This window comes from Vibrio sp. R11-SG3-ISO3-SZ (assembly GCF_059834345.1).
In genome coordinates this window covers 1-17,001 of record NZ_JCBDGX010000133.1, presented here as the reverse complement: position 1 = coordinate 17,001, position 17,001 = coordinate 1, and the positions used below count along the sequence as shown (strand labels likewise).

The following is a 17,001-nucleotide window of genomic DNA, read 5'->3' as shown; positions in this document are numbered from 1 at the left end:
GTTTGAGGGTTTATTTCTCCGCTAGAATGATACGCAACGTACGACGCAACGGCTCTGCCGCGCCCCATAGCAGCTGGTCACCGACGGTGAATGCGTTGAGGAAGTCATCACCCATTGCCATCTTACGTAGACGGCCGACAGGAATCGATAAGGTACCCGTCACTTTCGCTGGAGTCAGCTCTTTTGCCGTGATATCACGGTCATTCGGGATCACTTTCACCCAGTCATTGTGCGTGGCGATGATCTCTTCAATCTCATCCATCGGCACGTTTTGTTTGAGCTTGATGGTCAACGCTTGTGAGTGACAACGCATCGCACCGATACGAACACATGTGCCATCAATAGGAACAGGTGACGCTTGGAAACCTAGGATCTTGTTCGCTTCGACACCCGCTTTCCACTCTTCTTTGCTCTGACCATTGTCGCGTTTCACATCGATCCAAGGTATCAATGAGCCCGCAAGCGGCACGCCAAACTTATCCGTTGGGAACGAATCGCTGCGCATGGTATCCGCCACTTTTTGGTCGATATCCAGAATGGAGCTTGCAGGGTTGGCCAGCTCTGAGCTCACTGAGTCGTTGATCACGCCCATTTGCGAGATAAGCTCACGCATGTTTTGCGCACCCGCACCAGACGCCGCTTGATACGTCATCGCGCTGGTCCACTCCACCAGCCCTTTTTCGAACAAGCCACCTAAGCCCATCAACATCAAGCTTACCGTGCAGTTACCACCAACAAACGTGTTGGTGCCCGCGTGGATACCTTGTTGGATTTGCGCCAAGTTGACCGGATCCAACGTGATGATTGAATCTTGAGCCATACGCAGTGTTGAGGCTGCATCAATCCAGTAGCCTTTCCAACCTGCTTGGCGCAGTTTCGGATACACTTCTTCCGTGTAGCTGCCACCTTGACAAGTAATGACGGCATCAAGCTGTTTTAGGCTCTCTAGATCGAACGCATCTTGCAGCAAACCCGCGTCTTTACCAAAGTTTGGAGCTGGGATGCCGACTTGAGAAGTGCTGTAAAAAACCGGTTCAATGAGATCAAAATCTTTCTCTTCCACCATGCGCTGCATGAGGACAGAACCTACCATGCCACGCCAACCGACTAAACCTACTCTCATTCTCAACTCTCCATGTAATCTAAAAAAGGAATCACTCATCTTTCAATGTTCAGCTCAAAATCTCAAGCAAAAAATGCCATATTTTTGTAAGTTTTGTCTCGCTAAGCGCTAGAATCGCGTTAGCTGACTGTTTTCTCACTTTTTCTCAACGACGACACTACTGATCGTTCAAACCGAACAGAAAGAAAACAAAGCATCTACGGGGGAAGTAGTCGACAAGTCAGAACCAAACTTAACACGGGGCTTCTGATTGACGTATGATCTTTTCCATCGCTAAGGACACCACTTGGAATGGCCATTTTTGTTGACTCATCGCTCTCAATTAAAGCTGATTCGCTTTTAAGAACTGTTTCGCCTCGTCAATCGCCTGGCCAAGGACATGCTGTAGCTCGTTGAGCTCATCAGACAGGTCGGTTTGCGTCTCTTTGATCGCTTTTTCAACGTGAGCAGCGGCTTGTTTGAGTAGCGGCGCACCTAAGTTTCCCCCCACACCTTTTAAACTGTGCGCTTTGCGCAGTGCAGTCTCGGGGGATTCAACAATCAACCGTTCAATGGTACTGACGTCATCTTGATGATCTTCCACAAATACTTCCAGCAGCATGCATACTGACTCTGTATCACCATTGAGCGAGCTCAACATAGCTTGTGTATCGATAATCGGCTCTGGTTCCATAGGACTCTCTACTTCCTCGAGTTCATTGTCTTTTTTGTCAACCTCAACCCTGTTGTGATGATCAACCATCGGCTCATTTGACGCTAAACGTGAACGCGCCGCCGTTCGTGCGCTCATCACTAGTAAAACCAGCGCCGTGATGGCGAGAGCTGAACTGACTAATCCAAGCTGCACATGACGCTCCAAGCTTTGGTGGTACGCCTCGCCCAAGGAAGCAATTTGAATATTGACATCATGCCCGACCAGCCCTTCAACCAAGTGCAGACCTTTCGCGTACGTCCCCAACACCTGAGCCACCAACGCGAGTACACGCTGCAATTCTTGTTGCTGTGTGCCCTCTAGTTCCGTTGACCAAACATAAATACTGTCCATTTCACGCGATAGACGTGGGCTATCGTCATGCGTACCAAACACTTCTTCAAGCACCAACGCACTCAACCGGTAGTAGGTTTGCGTCAACAGTGGCGAATCGGCCTGTTTGCCCCTCGCTTGCTTGATGGTTTCAATCAGCTCTTGAATAAGGAGGTCGTTGTCGAGGTAGGCTTTCGCTTGTGCAATGTATTTATCCAGTGAAAAAAGCAGTTGGCTAACATCAGGGGAGTACCAACTTTGCTCATAATTGGCTTCAATCTGCAATTGCAGCGCATAAATCAGTTGCAGATTCAGCTCTTGCTGATCCGTCGCTTCTGGCCGATACGCGGAGGAGAGGTGAAAGGTGCTACGCAGCTCTTCAACCGCGTTACGCAATTCGGTGATCCGCTGATGAGATTCGCCCAGGACTCGATAGTTGCTCACTAAAATTGCTGTTACTGCAATCCACAGTAAGACGACCATCCCACCTAGCCTGAGCCTGCTACTATCCATGTGTATGCCCTAAACAATGTCCGTAAATACAATCATATACCGATTTTTTACATTCTGCTGAAGAAAGCGGCTTTGCACTCGCTCTTTCCTCTTGTCTGTGGCACAACGCAACAAAAAGCCCGCGACATACGCGGGCTCATAGATAGGGATTGAGCTAAGCTCTGCTCTTTACCGATGCATCATTTGCGATTGAGTTGCTCGCGCAAGTTCGGCGGTGTGCCTTTGATGGTCAGGGTGTCGGTTTCCGGGTCATAGAAAATACGCTCGCCAAGCAGCAAACTGTCGAAGTTAATACTCAGGCCACCGCCAGCGCCAACGTACTTGGTCAGCTTACGAACTGCGGTTCTATCTCCTGGGAAACTCTCCTCAAGTTGGTAGCCTTGCTCTTGGGTGTAATCCAAAAAGCTTGTGCCATCATGCGAGGGGGACAACTCACCAGACAACTCTTTCACGTAGACTTCATCGCCGGCTTTAATTTGCTCGCTGCAGTAATCCGCCACTTGCTTTTTAAAACTCAGTACTTCGTCTTTTTCTAACTTGGAATCAGCACAGAAATCATCCACAGCCTGCATCAACACTTGGTTTTGCTGCTTGCTGTCGAGCCCGACCTCTGCCTGCAGGAAGTCCAAGAAGAAGTCTGCCACTTTGCGCCCTACTCGCCCTTTGATGTAGGCAAGATAGCGGTTGGACTCTTTATCGGTCTCATAAGCCGTCAAGTCGATACGCGCGGCAATGTCCATTTTGCCAAGATCGAGATAATCGGTGGCGCTAATGTCCAGCCCTTCGGTGACCTTTAAGCTCTGATTAGACGGAATGATGGCGACAAACAAGTAATCAGTCGCGAGTGATTGATACTGTGCAATCACCAAGATGCCTTCATCGGCAAAGGGGTATTTCGCTAACTCATCTTTTAAGCGCTTGGCGCTGACTTGTGAGAAGTCGTAAAAATCGCGCTCCCCTTTACGCAGTTCATGCAACCAGTGCTGAAATTCGCTGTCTGATTTGAAGCAGCCAAAGCCTTTTCCCGCTTTAGAATGAAACACGCGATGCAGCTCTGCGACGAGGTTTTCTGTCGACGCATCATTGGCAAGAGAAGCACTGCGGTAATTGACGATGAGCTCGTCGGAATCATTTTTCTGAAGTTGATGTAAGATTACGTGAGAGAGGTGCAAACTCATGTGATTTTTATCGCTGGGTAGGTTTCAGTTGCATCGCATTGTAGGGTATCATAAGCCGCTTTACTATCATCATTAGAGTCTTTATGCCGATTACATCTAAATACAGCGACGAGAAAGTAGAACAGATCTTAACTGAAGTGGCTGCTATCCTAGACAAACATGCCGCGGGTCCAGAACTGGCGCTTATGATCGCAGGAAATATCGCAACCAATGTCTTAAATCAGGATGTTGCGCCTTCACAACGCAAAGCAATTGCTGAAAAATTTGCTCAGGCGTTGATTTCTTCTATCGAAGAAAAAAGCCATTAAAAAATAAACGGATAATAGATAAAGATACATGGTAGATAACGGAAATACATATGGTGAGCGCGTATCGCGTCTCGTCGGCTGGGGTCACTGGTTTGCGTTTTTCAACATCATCGCTGCGATGTTGATTGGTACCCGTTATATCACTCAATCACCATGGCCTGAGACTTTGCTCGGTCAATTTTATCTGGCCGTTTCTTGGGTCGGGCATTTTGGCTTCCTCGTATTTGCCCTGTATCTCCTTGTTCTCTTTCCGCTGACGTTTGTCCTTCCGTCACGCAAACTGTTCCGCCTGGTGGCGGTCTGTTTTGCAACGGTGGGACTCACCGTATTGCTGATTGACACTCAAGCGTACCAGACCATCAATTTGCATTTAACGCCCGTGGTGTGGGAAGTGCTGTTCAACGATGACAGCTCCTCTGCCCTCAGTGCCGATTTGCAACATTTGTTTGTGGTGTTACCGCTCATCTTTTTGCTCCAATTGGCGTTATCTGAATGGGTGTGGCGCAAGCAGCGTAAACTCTCTCATAAGCACGTCGGCCGCCCAATTTCGGCGCTGTTCTTTATCAGCTTCATCACTAGCCACTTAATTTATGTGTGGGCGGATGCGTATTTCTACAATCCGATCACCTCTCAACGCGCGAACTTCCCGCTCTCCTACCCGATGACCGCTAAATCCTTTATGGAGAAACACGGCTTACTGGACCGAGAGCAATATCTCAAACGCCTAGAGAACAACCAAACCAGCAACCAACTGGTCAGCTACCCGCTTGAGCCACTGGAGTTCAATCGCCGCGCCAACCAGTTGAACGTATTGGTGGTGAGCGTCAACAACCTCAGAGGCGATGCTTTGAATGAGCAGTTGATGCCAGCGACGGCGCAATTCGCCGCGCAAAACCTGAACTTTACCAATCACTACAGCTCAAGTAATGACACCTTTGGTGTGTTTGGTCTGTTTTATGGTCTACCGAGTAGCTACGCCAGCAGCATTAAAGCGCAGGGTTCCAAGCCGATTGTGATTGATACGTTGGTCGACAAAGAGTACCAATTTGGCCTATTCAGTAGTGATAACTTCGATGATGCGCTGTACGGCGAAACCGTTTTCCGCGGTATGAACTTCCACGGCGTTGCCTTCGATTCTGATCACTCTGCCGAAGAGCAAACCATTAACGCATGGGCAACTTGGGTACAAGAGCAGAAAAAGTCACCTTGGTTTAGCTACGTTGAGCTCACCCCTGTCGAAAACTTCAGTGCTTACAGCAGTGACAACAACGACAAACAAACCTCGACGGAAAAGCTCATCGCCGGTTACCACAAATCCGTTCAGCACGCCGACAAACAAGTCGCGCTGCTGATTGACGCGCTCGATACCCTAGGTCTCGAGGAAGACACCATTGTGGTGATCACCTCAAACCACGGCGCAGAGTTCAATGAAACCCAGACCAACAGTTGGGGCGCGAACAGTAATTACAGCCGATACCAACTTCAGGTGCCGATGGTGATCCATTGGCCAGGTAAGGTCGCGGCCACCTTTACTCACCGCACCAGCCACCTCGACTTCTCGGTGACGCTGCTGCAAGACATGTTAGGGGTATCGTCAAACCCAAGTGACTTTAGCAGTGGTCGCAATTTGTTTGATGAGCGTTCTCGCAAATGGATTTTAGCCGGTGATTCGCGTGAGTTAGCCCTGATTACCAACAAAAACACCACGGTGATCGACAAGTTCGGCAACTACAAATTGTACGATGCAAACTACCAGCGATTACAAGACGACAACCCTACACTGCCGGTGTTAATGCAAGGTTTAACCGAATTGCAGAGATTTTATACAAAGAGCAACTAAATCATAATGTTATAATTGACGCTTACGTTGAATATGGTAAATTAAGCGAATCGGACTGTAGCGCAGCTTGGTAGCGCACTGTCATGGGGTGTCAGGGGTCGCTGGTTCAAATCCAGTCAGTCCGACCATTTATCCCTAAAGGGCTCATCTTCGGATGAGCCCTTTCTCGTTTATACGGCGACGCATCACAGAACCTCAGTATCAAAATCCATAAAATAAACCAATGGTTCATTTTATGGATTTGCTATGACTCAATACCATGCCATCGTCGATAGCGCAGGTAGCGCTGATTTTACCTCTATTCAAGCGGCAATCGAGGCCGCCCCCGAAAATGATGCTCCCTACCGGATTTTTATTCGCAAAGGCCACTACTCAGAGCGGCTGACGATTGCACGCGCCAATGTATCGCTAGTCGGTGAATGCGCACGTGAAACCGTGATCGACAGTAAGATCGCCAATCAAATGGTGTTGGACGATGGCTCTATAGGCGGCACCTACGGTAGCCGCGTCATCATCGTCGATAACCAGCACTGCACATTGGCTCATCTCACGATTCGCAACTCGTTCGACTTTATTGCCAACCAAGCGAAAAACGATAGTGATCCCAGTAAACTCACGCACACCCAATCCGTCGCCCTATTGGTTGGCCATCACGCTGACTATTTCATTGGCCACGATCTGATACTCGATAGTTATCACGACACCCTGTACGTGAGCGCAGGACGCAGCTACTTCTCAACATGTCATATTTTAGGCTGCATTGATTTTATCTTTGGTCGCGGCAGCGCTTTATTTGAACAGTGCCAAATCACTTGCCGCGCCAGAAGTGACAGACCCAAGGACGCGCTATGGGGTTACATCGCTGCGCCGAGCACACCTCATTGTGTACCCCTGGGTTTGGTCTTCTACCGCTGCGTTATCGATGCCGAAGCTGACGTCCCCAAAGGCAGCTATGCACTCGGCCGCCCTTGGCACCCCACCACCCACTTCTCTGATGGCCATTACGCCGACCCGAATGCTATTGGGCATTGTGCCTACGTAGAGTGTGAACTTGGCGAACATGTCAGCGATTGGACATCCATGAGTGGCCGCGGTCGAGACGGCAAGCGAGTGTGGTTTACCCCAGAGCAAAGTCGATTTGAATTGGTAGGTAATCGAGGTGAAGGCGCTCACGCACTGCCGCAGCAACAGCGTGAGATTGACGAGCACAGCGAACTTGGCTGGAAACCGCAGCAGCCCTTCAGCTAACGAAGGGCTGCAAGATTGACGGTTATTGCGCCGTCATCGCCATCTCATTGTGACGCTCACCATAGATGACATCTCGGTCATAGACGACGTGCACCTGATCACCCATTTGACGATCGCCATGCAAGTAGCCACCGCTTGAAACCAAAGTAGGCAGTTCATCGTAAATCCCCTGATGCGCCGCTTCAAGACAAAGCAGCGCATAGGGAATCGGGTCGTCAAAACGGGCGTACTTGACCGCTTTATTGGCAACAAACAAGCCACTTTCGCTGTGCCAATGCTGCTCAATCAGTTGCGTTGCCGCGCTGTCTGCTAACGTCAACCAACGATGATCGCCGTCGATGTGGTGCATCTCTATCAGCGCCAATAGCAAGTAGCTCGAACAGAGTGACGTCTCGCTAGCTACCTCAATCAAGGGCCCTGCTGAGGACTCAAAACGGGCGAGTTCAAAGCGCGTCAGCATGCGTTTTAATAGGCGCTCAACACGCTCGTTTTGGCTGGCTCGATAGGCGCGCGTCAGCGTCAATAAGTAGGCAGGATCGGCATCACGACGCGCTAAAGTGGTGCCTTTGTCGCCATAATAGCCATCTCGCACAAACTGATAGCCCGTTAAGTCGGTCCCATCAGCCCAGCACGGCTTCATTTGATTGGTTGCCTCATCCCAAGCGTGAGTAAAGTAGCCCTCAATGCCATCAATGATCCAGCCAAGCCACTCTTTGTCTTCACACACTTCAGGGCAAGCTAACAGAGCCAGCGGATTATCCACCACCAGCGCCCAGCAATCACGAAACAGCGCATTGGCTTCAAGCGCAATAGGGCCAAACTCAGGTCCGAATTGACGCCGCGCGCGATCGCCAAACCAAGAGTAGGTCAAACGATCATCCTCAGGCACAGGCTCTCGCTGCAAGGGTGAAGAGAATTGATAGACCGGCATACGGGTCTTTGGATGACGGGCGAGCACAAATTGTCGATAGAGGTGCTTAGCCCAAGTCAGCGCCGCTTGGTCGTGCGTGTAGCGATAGGCGTGACACGCGGCGTAAATCAGATCGGTTGAGGCATTAACAAACGTCAGCCCGACCGTTTCCGGCAACGTAGGCCATGCGCTCGCATCAACGGCGTCTTTAGGCGTATGGCGGGAAAATATCGATTCCGGTTGCTCTCGGCCATATTCGCCATGTCGCGTGAGATCGCATTTGTCCCAATCCATCACGTGTGACGCCCAAAAACCACTCAAATAGCGCTCAGTCACCGCCGGCTCGGTCTGATACATCAAATCGTAAAATGGGAAGTGGTTTTTAAGTTCGTGGACACACTCTTTGCTTGCCGGGCCTTCGATGGCACCACTGGCCCAATCGACAAATCGATGCCCTCCCCAATGCAGTAATCCACTAGGTTTGTCGTGGTAACGGGTCAAGATGCTTTCGCTCAGTTCGCTGGCGTGCGTAAAGTAGTGATTATCACCGGTGAGCATGCTGTAGCCGATGTATCCGCGCATCAGATTTTGTTGGCTGGCAAAGTTGCTCATTGGGGCTTGGCGCCCGTCGGGGTAGGTCCACATCACAGGCTGTAAGGTGGTGACATCCAGGCCGTCAGCCATCAGGCCCGTCTGGGGGTGCTTCCCTAGTTCTACGCTACGGGCATAAAACAGATCAATATAGGGGCGAAAGGTGCGACGATTGGCAGTGTCCGTCATAGAGAATCCTTAATAGACAGGTCCTTATTAACCGAAAAAGTTGACCAAAAGAAAAAAGGCGCGAAGCCATCTGACTTCGCGCCCTACTCAGCGATTACTTCGCCATGCGTTTCAAGATGCGGTCGCCGCGACGTAGGAACTCTTTGGCAGCACCAGAGGCATCGGTTTGGCCGTAATCCAGTTTTTGCATCACTTCACTAAACAGTTCCATCAACTGAGCGTTGTCTGTGTACGTGGTTGGCAGCACTTCTTTTGGCAACGATTGCGCTTGCAAGTAACCTAGGTAAGACAAGCTTTCTTGGTCGATTTCGCCTTTGGCATCCAACGTTGTAAGACCAGCGGTGCTCAATGGAATACCACGAGCGAGACCTAGCGCCTCAACACCCACAGGATCGTTTAGCAAGAAGTCGACCAATTTCGCTGCTTCTTCTGGGTGCTTAGTGTTACGACCAATCGAGAACATCATCGAAGGACGCGCCAACAGACCTGAGTCAGTTGCACCCGGCGCCATTGGGTAAGGCGCTAGCTCCAGTGTCATTGAAGGATCAAGGTTGGCGGTGTATTTCGCGATAGCTGTATCCCACATGTATAGACCACCGAAGCGACCGTCAATCCAAGGGCGCATTTCATACAAGTTGCCTTTACCGTACGAAGCGAACTCTTTGGTTGATGGGAAGACGTGATTGCTCACCTGATCCACATAAAGCTGGAAGAAGGCTTCCATCTCTTTTTGCTCGTAGTTGAGCATGTTGGTCTCAGCGCTGATGATGTCTTTACCCGTGGTTTGCAGCATGTAAGAGCGGTTCATCGCAAATACGTCGCGCGCTTCAATAACCAGTGGGTAGTGATCCGCGCCGAGGTTTTTCTCAAACGCTTTACCCGCGGCCATCAACTCGTCCCAGTTAGTTGGGTAATCCACCCCAGCTTGCTCCCACTTCTGCTTGTTGTAGTAGAACACGCGGGACGTCATACTGACTGGTAAGCCGTTGATTTTTCCGTTAACTGTGGTCATGTCCATCGCAGTTTTCGGGAAGTTCGCAATGTGCAGCGCATCCGCCTTTTGGCTCATGTCGTAGAAACCACCGCCATCACGAGAGAAGATAGGCAGCCAGTTCCAGTTGGTTTGCATCACATCAGGTTCAGTGTTACCCGCGATCTGTGTGGTCAAGCGAGACAAGTGACCATCCCAACCTGTGTATTCTGCTTTGACCTTGATGTCTGGGTATTTTTGTTGGAACTTCTCAATCGCTTCCAACGTCGCTTGGTGGCGTGAGTTACCGCCCCACCAAGACATACGCAGTTCAACGTCAGCAAAAGACGGTGCAGAGGTGGCGGCAATCGCCGACGCGATAAGAGTAGTCAGTACCTTTTTGTTCATGGATGTTTCTCCAATTATTATCGTAATAAAGAAATGTTCTGTTCAGTTTCTTTGTTAAAGATGTGCGCTTTTTGCATATCAACAACGAATTTGACGTTACTGCGCGTTTCCATGCCCAGCTTGTCTTTCACATCGTCAATCGGCACACGAGCGGTAAATTCTTGATTATTCACTCTAAAGTACACAAACACCTCATGGCCCATGTTCTCCATACGCACCACATCGCCTGTGATCGTCGGTAGAGCATCATCTTCAGCCATCTGCAAGGTAATACTGTCTGGGCGAATACCGAGCACCGCTTTCTCACATTTGTGTGAGCGAATTTGCTCCGCTTTCGCTTGTGGTAGTTTCAAACGCTGGTCGCCTATCGCCACGTACAAGCCATCTTCTTCATCGTGCAGTTGAACATCACGTAAGTTCATCTCAGGTGCACCGATAAAGCCAGCCACAAACATATTGACGGGGTTGTTGTAGAGCTCATCCGGTGTATCGACTTGCATGATCTCACCCAGCTTCATCACACAGATGCGATCGCCCATGGTCATTGCTTCGGTTTGGTCGTGCGTCACGTAAACCGCCGTCGCAGAGCTGCCCTCTTTCTTAAGGTGACGGTGCAGATCCGAGATGCGCACACGCATTGACGCGCGAAGCTTGGCATCTAGGTTTGACAGTGGCTCGTCAAACAAGAATACGTCCGGCTTTTTCACGATAGCGCGGCCTACTGCCACACGCTGTGCTTGGCCCCCTGACAACTGACGCGGTAAGCGGTCGAGCAACTCTTCAATCTCCAAGATTTTGGCTGCTTCATTAACGCGCGCTTCGATTTCGTCTTTGGGCAGCTTTTGCAACTTAAGACCAAAACCCAAGTTCTCTTTTACTGTCATGTGTGGGTAAAGGGCGTAGTTTTGGAACACCATCGCAATGCCGCGATCTTTGGGTGCCAAGTTGTTGACCACTTTGCCGCCAATGGTGACTTCACCACCGGTGATGTTTTCCAAGCCCGCCAACATACGTAGCGTGGTTGATTTCGCGCAGCCAGATGGCCCAACGATGACGAGGAACTCACCGTCTTTGATGGTCAAGTCGACACCGTGTACCGCCTTGAAACCGTTTGAATATACTTTCTCTAGCTTTTTAAATTTCACTTCAGCCATTGTTCTTACTCCAAATTAACCTTTAATACCGCTACTGGTGACGCCTTCAACAAAGTATTTTTGAGACATGAAGAACACCACGATGGATGGGATGATGGCGATAGAAGCCATTGCTAGAATTTCGTTCCACTTCGCCCCTTCAGTGACGTCAATTGACATCTTCAGAGCCAGTGCAATCGGGTATTTTTCGACACTTGAGACATAAATCAGTGGACCCAAGAAATCGTTAACCGACCACATGAACTGGAACAGCGCTACCGAGATAATCGCAGGACGAATCACCGGTACGACAACATGCCAAAGTACCTGAAGTGAATTACAGCCATCGATCATCGCTGCCTCTTCCATATCTGTTGGTACGCCGCGAAGGAACTGAACCAACATGAAAACGAAGAAGCCTTGCGTTGCAAATGCCAAAGGCAAGTACAGCGGTAAGTAGCTATCGAGCAGACCCATCTCACGGAACATCACGTATTGAGGAATAAGCAGAACCGATTGAGGGAGTAACACGGTCGCAATCAATGTCGCAAACCAGAACTTCTTCCACGGGATGTCAAATCGAGCGAAGCCGTAGGCCACGATGGTCGAAGAGACAACCGTAAAGAATACTTTTGGTAGCACATAATAGAACGTGTTTAAGATGTAGTGACCGAAGGTAAATTCAGTCCCTGTTTTCCAGCCATTGATAAACCCTTCCAGACTCCATTCAGAGGGGATAAGGCTCATCGACGAGAAAATTTCATGGTTGGGCTTCATGGCTGCCGTGAACATCCACAGCAGTGGGTAGAGCATCAAAAAGCCCACACCAATCAACACAACATAGCGAATAAAGGCATTGATTTTTTCGCGGCGAATCGTGCGTGCATTCTCTGCACCATTGTCAACCGCTTGATTTTCAACCGTAATAACTGACATGATTATTTCCCTCCCTTATCGCCAGAGTAGAAGACCCAGTACTTCGATGAACGGAACGTAATGCCCGTAAAGATGGCCACAACAACAAACAATGACCAAGCCAAAGCACTGCCGTAACCCATGTCAAAGAACTTGAACGCGGTTTCGTAGATGTAGAGAGAGATTAAATAAGTGGACTTCATTGGTCCGCCACCGGTAATCACGTACGGAGCGGTAAACTCTTGGAACGCCTGAGTGGTTTGCATAATGAAGTTAAAGAAGATAACCGGCGTGATCAGTGGCACCGTCACTTTCAAGAACATTTGCCATTTGCTCGCACCATCAATCAACGCCGCCTCGTATTGAGACTGAGGCACGTTTTGTAGCGCCGCGAGGAAAATAACCATCGCAGAACCAAACTGCCAAGCACGTAGCAAAGTGATGGAGAAGAGTGCAAATGCCGGTTCACCTAACCAGCTGATAGGCTCCACACCAAAGAAGCCAAGCGCACCATTGAGCACACCGTCTATAGCGAACAACGCGCGCCACAGTACGGCAATAGCGATACTTGAACCTAGAATGGAAGGGATGTAGTACGCGGTTCTGAAAAAGCCAATTCCTTTGAGTTTAAAATTCAGGATAAAAGCTATGAACAACGCGAACGCCAGTTTGACTGGGATGGTCAAGAAAACGTACAAGAATGTAACGCTCATTGACTTCCAGAACACATCATCTTCAGTGAGCATGTACCGATAGTTCTCAATCCCAACGAATTCAGGCGAATTCATGAGATCGTAATCGGTGAAGCTCATCAAAAATGATGACACAAATGGAAAGGCGGTAAACACTATCAACCCGATGATATAGGGAGACAGGTACGCCAATCCAAGCTTACGATTTTCATACATTTTCTCGTCCTCTTTAGAGTTATATGCCAGCCGGTTAGACACTTCCCTTAGCAATACGCCTGCTGGCTTCACTATTCATTTAACGCAACTCTGTGAGGGATTTCACGTCGAAAAAATGTAATTGTGATCTTAAATAACATTTTTAATGATATACACACAAAAAATGTGAAACGCGGTTCTATTTTCATTTCTTTAAAACGAGCGAACTGTAAATTTTTACAAAAAACGGTACCTAAGCGCCAATCTCACACATCAGAATAACTGTCCAAAAAGACGCTAACCACAGCGAAAAATCAGAGACAAAAGCCACATAAAATAGAAAATATGGATTATTAATCCTAAAAAATCATCAGAAACTGATTTGGTAAGGATAAAATTGATTCAAATCAAATAAATAAAATAACACAAGGAAAAGGATACATCGGGATGATGAATGATTTTATTTTTAGAGCATAAAAATAAATAACAAAAGAAAAACATCGAATAATTTACAAAATTTAAACGTTATTCCCATCAAAATAAAACATCGTTTCATTGATCACGATTTGAGTATTTTAATGTTCATTTTATTAAGAAAGATCACTACATTAGCCGCCATCAAAACTACAGCTACAAAGGCGTTTCTAGATGAAGAAGATCCTAACCACCGCCATCCTACTTGGCCTAACCGCAACAGCAGTGAATGCAACGACACTGAACCTACGTCATGAGTACATTGCTTCTGAAGGCGATATGGACGCGAGACATCGTGACCGACTCGCCATTTCGCATGGATTCGACAACGGTATTGGCTTGAGCGCAGAAGTAAAATGGGGTTACGGCGATGACAGCTTCGACCTGTCTAAACTGAAAGACGTGGGCCATGAGACCAAAGTCAGCTACAACTACAAAGTCACCGATAGCTTTACGTTACAGCCTGCCTACGCCATTGACGCAAGCTCTTCTGCCGCAACACATAAATTCGATCTACGCGGTACACAAAAGATTACCAGTGATTGGAACGTCGCACTTCGCTACCGTTACGGTTACAAAAACGAATCAAAAAGCAGTGATTCAAGCCACTACAACCAGTTGAACCTCACGTCTGGCTACAAAATGGGCGACTTTGGCTTTGGTATCGATATCGAAGGTAAATTCGAACAATCGGACAGCAAAGGCTACAAAGGCGACAACAACTATCTCAACCTAGTGAACTTTACAGGTGAGTACTCAGGCTTTGATCACGGCTGGCGCCCATTTGGTGAGCTCGGTATGGTCGCACAAAACACCGATGACGCAAGAGACGGTAAAGACTCTTACGAGCCTCGTTTCCGTGTTGGTGTGAAATACTCGTTCTAACCGCTCACAAATAAAGCAAACAGTTTTTATAGGGGTTTACAAGCCCAACCAACCCCTATACTATGCGCCTCACACGGAGAGATGGCTGAGTGGTTGAAAGCACCGGTCTTGAAAACCGGCATACGTTAATAGCGTATCTAGGGTTCAAATCCCTATCTCTCCGCCACATTCAAGCCCTTGATTTATCAAGGGCTTTCTCGTTTTCAAGCAATCAAATGTCACCTAATACACACAGGTGATACATATGTATTTGATAAAGCTAAGCAATAACGTGTTTTATACGCGTATTTCCACTCCAACTCCCCTGCAAGCTTCTTTGGGTTATCCAAGAGAAATTCGTCTCTCTCTTTTCACTAAATATCGTCGATTAGATACCAAACGAAATGCTCAGCTCGCTAGCGCGATTTACAAGCAAGATAGGAAAAGTTGTGCGACTACGTGATGTCGTCGCGACCTTCTCCTTCACCGACATTCCCGCATTGACCATCAGTATCGGTGTCGCCAGATACCACAATGGCGATGACATCAATACCCTTCTATCACGCGCTGACCATGCGCTCTATCAAGCCAAAGACCACGGACGTAACCGCGTCGTGCTCGCCTCTGACTGATGGCTTCGCGCCACGATCCCCCTAGAGTCGATAAACAGCGATGAAAATGTGGATTTAATCCACTTGATCGCAAATACGTTACAACATAACATTTGCGACCAGTTCTCATTAACCAACTTGGAAAACTCCCATGACACAACCCGTGGTCGTCGCCAACGCTCTGTGCGTCGAGTTCGCACACAACCCGGTTCTCAATGATGTTCACTTTAGCGTCCAACAAGGAGAAGTCTTTGCTTTGCTCGGTGGCAATGGCGCCGGCAAATCAACAACGCTCAAAACCTTTTTAGGCACCGTCACGCCATCATCAGGCCATGCCGAGGTACTCGGTCTCTCAACCACCACTCATATTGATGAGATTCGTAGTAAAGTCGCTTACTTGCCTGAATCCGTCATGCTGTATGGGCATTTAAGCGGCCTTGAAAACATCGACTACTTTTTGTCTCTCTCGGGCGTCACTCGCTCACGTCCTGAGGTGGAACAAGCTCTTGCACAAGTGGCGCTCCAGCCCAATGCCTGGCATCAACGTCTCTCCAGCTATTCCAAAGGAATGCGACAAAAAACCGCGATCGCCCTCGCGCTGCTGCGTGAAGCGCCCGTGCTGTTTCTTGATGAGCCAACATCAGGCCTAGATCCAAGAGCCATTGACGAGTTCAACCAGTTGATCAGTGCGCTTGCTAAACAAGGCACGACGGTGTTTATGGTCACCCACGATGTCTACGGCGCATGCCAAGTGGCCGACCGAATCGGCCTATTAGACAAAGGACGCATTGTCGGTCTATTTGAGCGATCAGAACAAGGCAGCATCGACACCGAGCAAGTCCACGCCGCGTTCGCACAAAGGGGCTAAGCATGAAAACTCTCTCCCTTATTCTGTTCGATGAGTGGCGTTTTTGGCGTCGCAGCAAAGTTGCCGCTACGGTGCTGGTGATCGGCGTATTACTCACTCTGGCATCTGTGGTGGTCAATCATGTTGAGACACAACACGCCGATGCTGAGCGTCGCCAACTTCAGCAGTACTCTGAATCCCAATTTATGGCCCAACCTGACCGTCATCCACATCGAATGGTCCATTACGGTCACTACGTGTTTCGTAATCCCACGCCATTGAGTGCACTGGATCCTGGCGTTGATGCGTACACGGGCCATGCGATTTTTCTTGAGGGCCACCGCCAAAACACCGCGATGTTCGCTGAGCAAAACCAGTCTAGCGGCATGACACGCTTTAGTTCTCTGTCTCCTGCCTTTTTGGTCCAGGTGCTGTTGCCACTGCTGATTGTTTTGGTCGGTTACAGCTGCGTCACGCGGGAAAAAGAGGCCGGTACCTTGACCGTACTCATCACGCAAGGGGTGAACGCCCGTCAACTGCTGAGTGGTAAGTTCCTGGCACTGGTCTTGGCCGGAGTCGTCATGTTATTACCCTTGATTGTTGCGAGTCTGCTCGCCATTGGCGAGGGTGAAAGTATCTTGACCAGCAGCGCCTTTATCGCCGGTTACCTTGGCTACATCGTCATTTGGAGCGCGCTGGTGCTGTGGGTCTCGAGCATGAGTCAACGCAGTCACGCCAGCTTCGCCATATTGATTATCCTATGGGTAGTATTTGCTGTGTTGATGCCACGCATTGCCAGTTCAAGTGCCGCCACACTGGCGCCGGCGATGGGCAAATTGGAGACAGATTTTGGCGTGATTGAGGAGCTGCGTCAGCTTGGCGACGGACACAACGCCGCTGACCCTGCCTTTGAAAAACTCAAACGCGATCTCCTTGAGCAATACCAAGTGGACGACATCGCCGAGTTG

15 protein-coding genes and 2 tRNA genes are annotated in these 17,001 nt (G+C 49.1%); 9 read left to right on the top strand and 8 right to left on the bottom strand.

All coding sequences use genetic code 11. The features are described from left to right. Nucleotides 1–10 precede the first annotated feature (10 nt). The 3 genes from asd to yejK form a co-directional block, all read right to left on the bottom strand. The gene (asd, locus tag AC6R1O_RS15625; RefSeq protein ID WP_334552638.1) at nucleotides 11–1,123 is read right to left on the bottom strand and encodes an aspartate-semialdehyde dehydrogenase; all 1,113 of its coding nucleotides are present in this window, start codon (nucleotides 1,121–1,123) and stop codon (nucleotides 11–13) included. A 322-nt stretch (nucleotides 1,124–1,445) separates the two neighbouring features. Then, nucleotides 1,446–2,660, bottom strand: a complete 1,215-nt coding sequence (locus AC6R1O_RS15620) for an Hpt domain-containing protein (RefSeq protein WP_500632236.1) — start codon at nucleotides 2,658–2,660, stop codon at nucleotides 1,446–1,448. 179 nt (nucleotides 2,661–2,839) lie between these two features. After that, the gene (gene yejK, locus AC6R1O_RS15615) at nucleotides 2,840–3,838 is read right to left on the bottom strand and encodes a nucleoid-associated protein YejK (RefSeq protein ID WP_487901073.1); all 999 of its coding nucleotides are present in this window, start codon (nucleotides 3,836–3,838) and stop codon (nucleotides 2,840–2,842) included. An 83-nt stretch (nucleotides 3,839–3,921) separates the two neighbouring features. Between yejK and AC6R1O_RS15610 the strand changes: the two genes are divergently transcribed. The 4 genes from AC6R1O_RS15610 to AC6R1O_RS15595 all read left to right on the top strand — a co-directional run bounded on the left by AC6R1O_RS15610 (nucleotide 3,922) and on the right by AC6R1O_RS15595 (nucleotide 7,234). Then, nucleotides 3,922–4,146, top strand: coding sequence for a YejL family protein (locus AC6R1O_RS15610; RefSeq protein ID WP_334552646.1), 225 nt, complete (start codon nucleotides 3,922–3,924; stop codon nucleotides 4,144–4,146). Between the two features lie 28 nt (nucleotides 4,147–4,174). Then, nucleotides 4,175–5,986 (top strand): DUF3413 domain-containing protein, encoded by a 1,812-nt coding sequence (locus AC6R1O_RS15605; protein ID WP_500632237.1) that lies wholly within the window; start codon nucleotides 4,175–4,177, stop codon nucleotides 5,984–5,986. Nucleotides 5,987–6,037: 51 nt separating this feature from the next. Continuing rightward, nucleotides 6,038–6,114 (top strand) — tRNA-Pro (locus AC6R1O_RS15600). A gap of 118 nt (nucleotides 6,115–6,232) precedes the next feature. Continuing rightward, nucleotides 6,233–7,234 carry a pectinesterase family protein gene (locus tag AC6R1O_RS15595; protein ID WP_500657343.1) on the top strand — a complete coding sequence of 334 codons (1,002 nt, stop codon included), beginning with the start codon at nucleotides 6,233–6,235 and terminating at the stop codon, nucleotides 7,232–7,234. A 22-nt stretch (nucleotides 7,235–7,256) separates the two neighbouring features. Here the strand turns inward: AC6R1O_RS15595 and AC6R1O_RS15590 are convergent, their stop codons facing one another. From AC6R1O_RS15590 to AC6R1O_RS15570, 5 genes are all read right to left on the bottom strand, one after another. After that, nucleotides 7,257–8,924, bottom strand: a complete 1,668-nt coding sequence (locus AC6R1O_RS15590; RefSeq protein WP_500657342.1) for a pectate lyase — start codon at nucleotides 8,922–8,924, stop codon at nucleotides 7,257–7,259. 94 nt (nucleotides 8,925–9,018) lie between these two features. Continuing rightward, nucleotides 9,019–10,302 carry an ABC transporter substrate-binding protein gene (locus tag AC6R1O_RS15585; RefSeq protein ID WP_500657341.1) on the bottom strand — a complete coding sequence of 428 codons (1,284 nt, stop codon included), beginning with the start codon at nucleotides 10,300–10,302 and terminating at the stop codon, nucleotides 9,019–9,021. Nucleotides 10,303–10,319: 17 nt separating this feature from the next. Next, nucleotides 10,320–11,456, bottom strand: a complete 1,137-nt coding sequence (locus tag AC6R1O_RS15580; RefSeq protein ID WP_500632241.1) for an ABC transporter ATP-binding protein — start codon at nucleotides 11,454–11,456, stop codon at nucleotides 10,320–10,322. Between the two features lie 15 nt (nucleotides 11,457–11,471). After that, entirely contained in the window at nucleotides 11,472–12,371 is a 900-nt protein-coding gene (locus AC6R1O_RS15575) for a carbohydrate ABC transporter permease (RefSeq protein WP_334552655.1), read from the bottom strand. A 2-nt stretch (nucleotides 12,372–12,373) separates the two neighbouring features. Next, nucleotides 12,374–13,258, bottom strand: coding sequence for a carbohydrate ABC transporter permease (locus AC6R1O_RS15570; RefSeq protein WP_334552657.1), 885 nt, complete (start codon nucleotides 13,256–13,258; stop codon nucleotides 12,374–12,376). Between the two features lie 627 nt (nucleotides 13,259–13,885). Here AC6R1O_RS15570 and AC6R1O_RS15565 point away from each other — a divergent pair. The 5 genes from AC6R1O_RS15565 to AC6R1O_RS15545 all read left to right on the top strand — a co-directional run. After that, a complete protein-coding gene (locus tag AC6R1O_RS15565) occupies nucleotides 13,886–14,596 on the top strand; it encodes an oligogalacturonate-specific porin KdgM family protein (RefSeq protein ID WP_500632242.1) in 711 nt (236 codons plus the stop codon). Between the two features lie 75 nt (nucleotides 14,597–14,671). Continuing rightward, nucleotides 14,672–14,762 (top strand) — tRNA-Ser (locus AC6R1O_RS15560). A 262-nt stretch (nucleotides 14,763–15,024) separates the two neighbouring features. After that, the gene (locus AC6R1O_RS15555; RefSeq protein WP_500657340.1) at nucleotides 15,025–15,207 is read left to right on the top strand and encodes a diguanylate cyclase; all 183 of its coding nucleotides are present in this window, start codon (nucleotides 15,025–15,027) and stop codon (nucleotides 15,205–15,207) included. Nucleotides 15,208–15,337: 130 nt separating this feature from the next. Further along, nucleotides 15,338–16,054, top strand: a complete 717-nt coding sequence (locus tag AC6R1O_RS15550; RefSeq protein ID WP_334552662.1) for an ABC transporter ATP-binding protein — start codon at nucleotides 15,338–15,340, stop codon at nucleotides 16,052–16,054. A 2-nt stretch (nucleotides 16,055–16,056) separates the two neighbouring features. Continuing rightward, nucleotides 16,057–17,001: ABC transporter permease (locus tag AC6R1O_RS15545; RefSeq protein WP_500657339.1), on the top strand; the 945-nt coding region annotated here is incomplete at its 3' end.

Bases quoted from the DNA above. Each gene is read 5' to 3' on its own strand.
- AC6R1O_RS15575 (WP_334552655.1), bottom strand. From the start codon at position 12,371: ATGTCAGTTATTACGGTTGAAAATCAAGCGGTTGACAATGGTGCAGAG.
- AC6R1O_RS15620 (WP_500632236.1), bottom strand. From the start codon at position 2,660: ATGGATAGTAGCAGGCTCAGGCTAGGTGGGATGGTCGTCTTACTGTGG.
- AC6R1O_RS15595 (WP_500657343.1), top strand. From the start codon at position 6,233: ATGACTCAATACCATGCCATCGTCGATAGCGCAGGTAGCGCTGATTTT.
- AC6R1O_RS15605 (WP_500632237.1), top strand. From the start codon at position 4,175: ATGGTAGATAACGGAAATACATATGGTGAGCGCGTATCGCGTCTCGTC.
- AC6R1O_RS15550 (WP_334552662.1), top strand. From the start codon at position 15,338: ATGACACAACCCGTGGTCGTCGCCAACGCTCTGTGCGTCGAGTTCGCA.
- AC6R1O_RS15570 (WP_334552657.1), bottom strand. From the start codon at position 13,258: ATGTATGAAAATCGTAAGCTTGGATTGGCGTACCTGTCTCCCTATATC.
- AC6R1O_RS15585 (WP_500657341.1), bottom strand. From the start codon at position 10,302: ATGAACAAAAAGGTACTGACTACTCTTATCGCGTCGGCGATTGCCGCC.
- AC6R1O_RS15610 (WP_334552646.1), top strand. From the start codon at position 3,922: ATGCCGATTACATCTAAATACAGCGACGAGAAAGTAGAACAGATCTTA.
- AC6R1O_RS15590 (WP_500657342.1), bottom strand. From the start codon at position 8,924: ATGACGGACACTGCCAATCGTCGCACCTTTCGCCCCTATATTGATCTG.
- AC6R1O_RS15580 (WP_500632241.1), bottom strand. From the start codon at position 11,456: ATGGCTGAAGTGAAATTTAAAAAGCTAGAGAAAGTATATTCAAACGGT.
- AC6R1O_RS15565 (WP_500632242.1), top strand. From the start codon at position 13,886: ATGAAGAAGATCCTAACCACCGCCATCCTACTTGGCCTAACCGCAACA.
- yejK (WP_487901073.1), bottom strand. From the start codon at position 3,838: ATGAGTTTGCACCTCTCTCACGTAATCTTACATCAACTTCAGAAAAAT.
- asd (WP_334552638.1), bottom strand. From the start codon at position 1,123: ATGAGAGTAGGTTTAGTCGGTTGGCGTGGCATGGTAGGTTCTGTCCTC.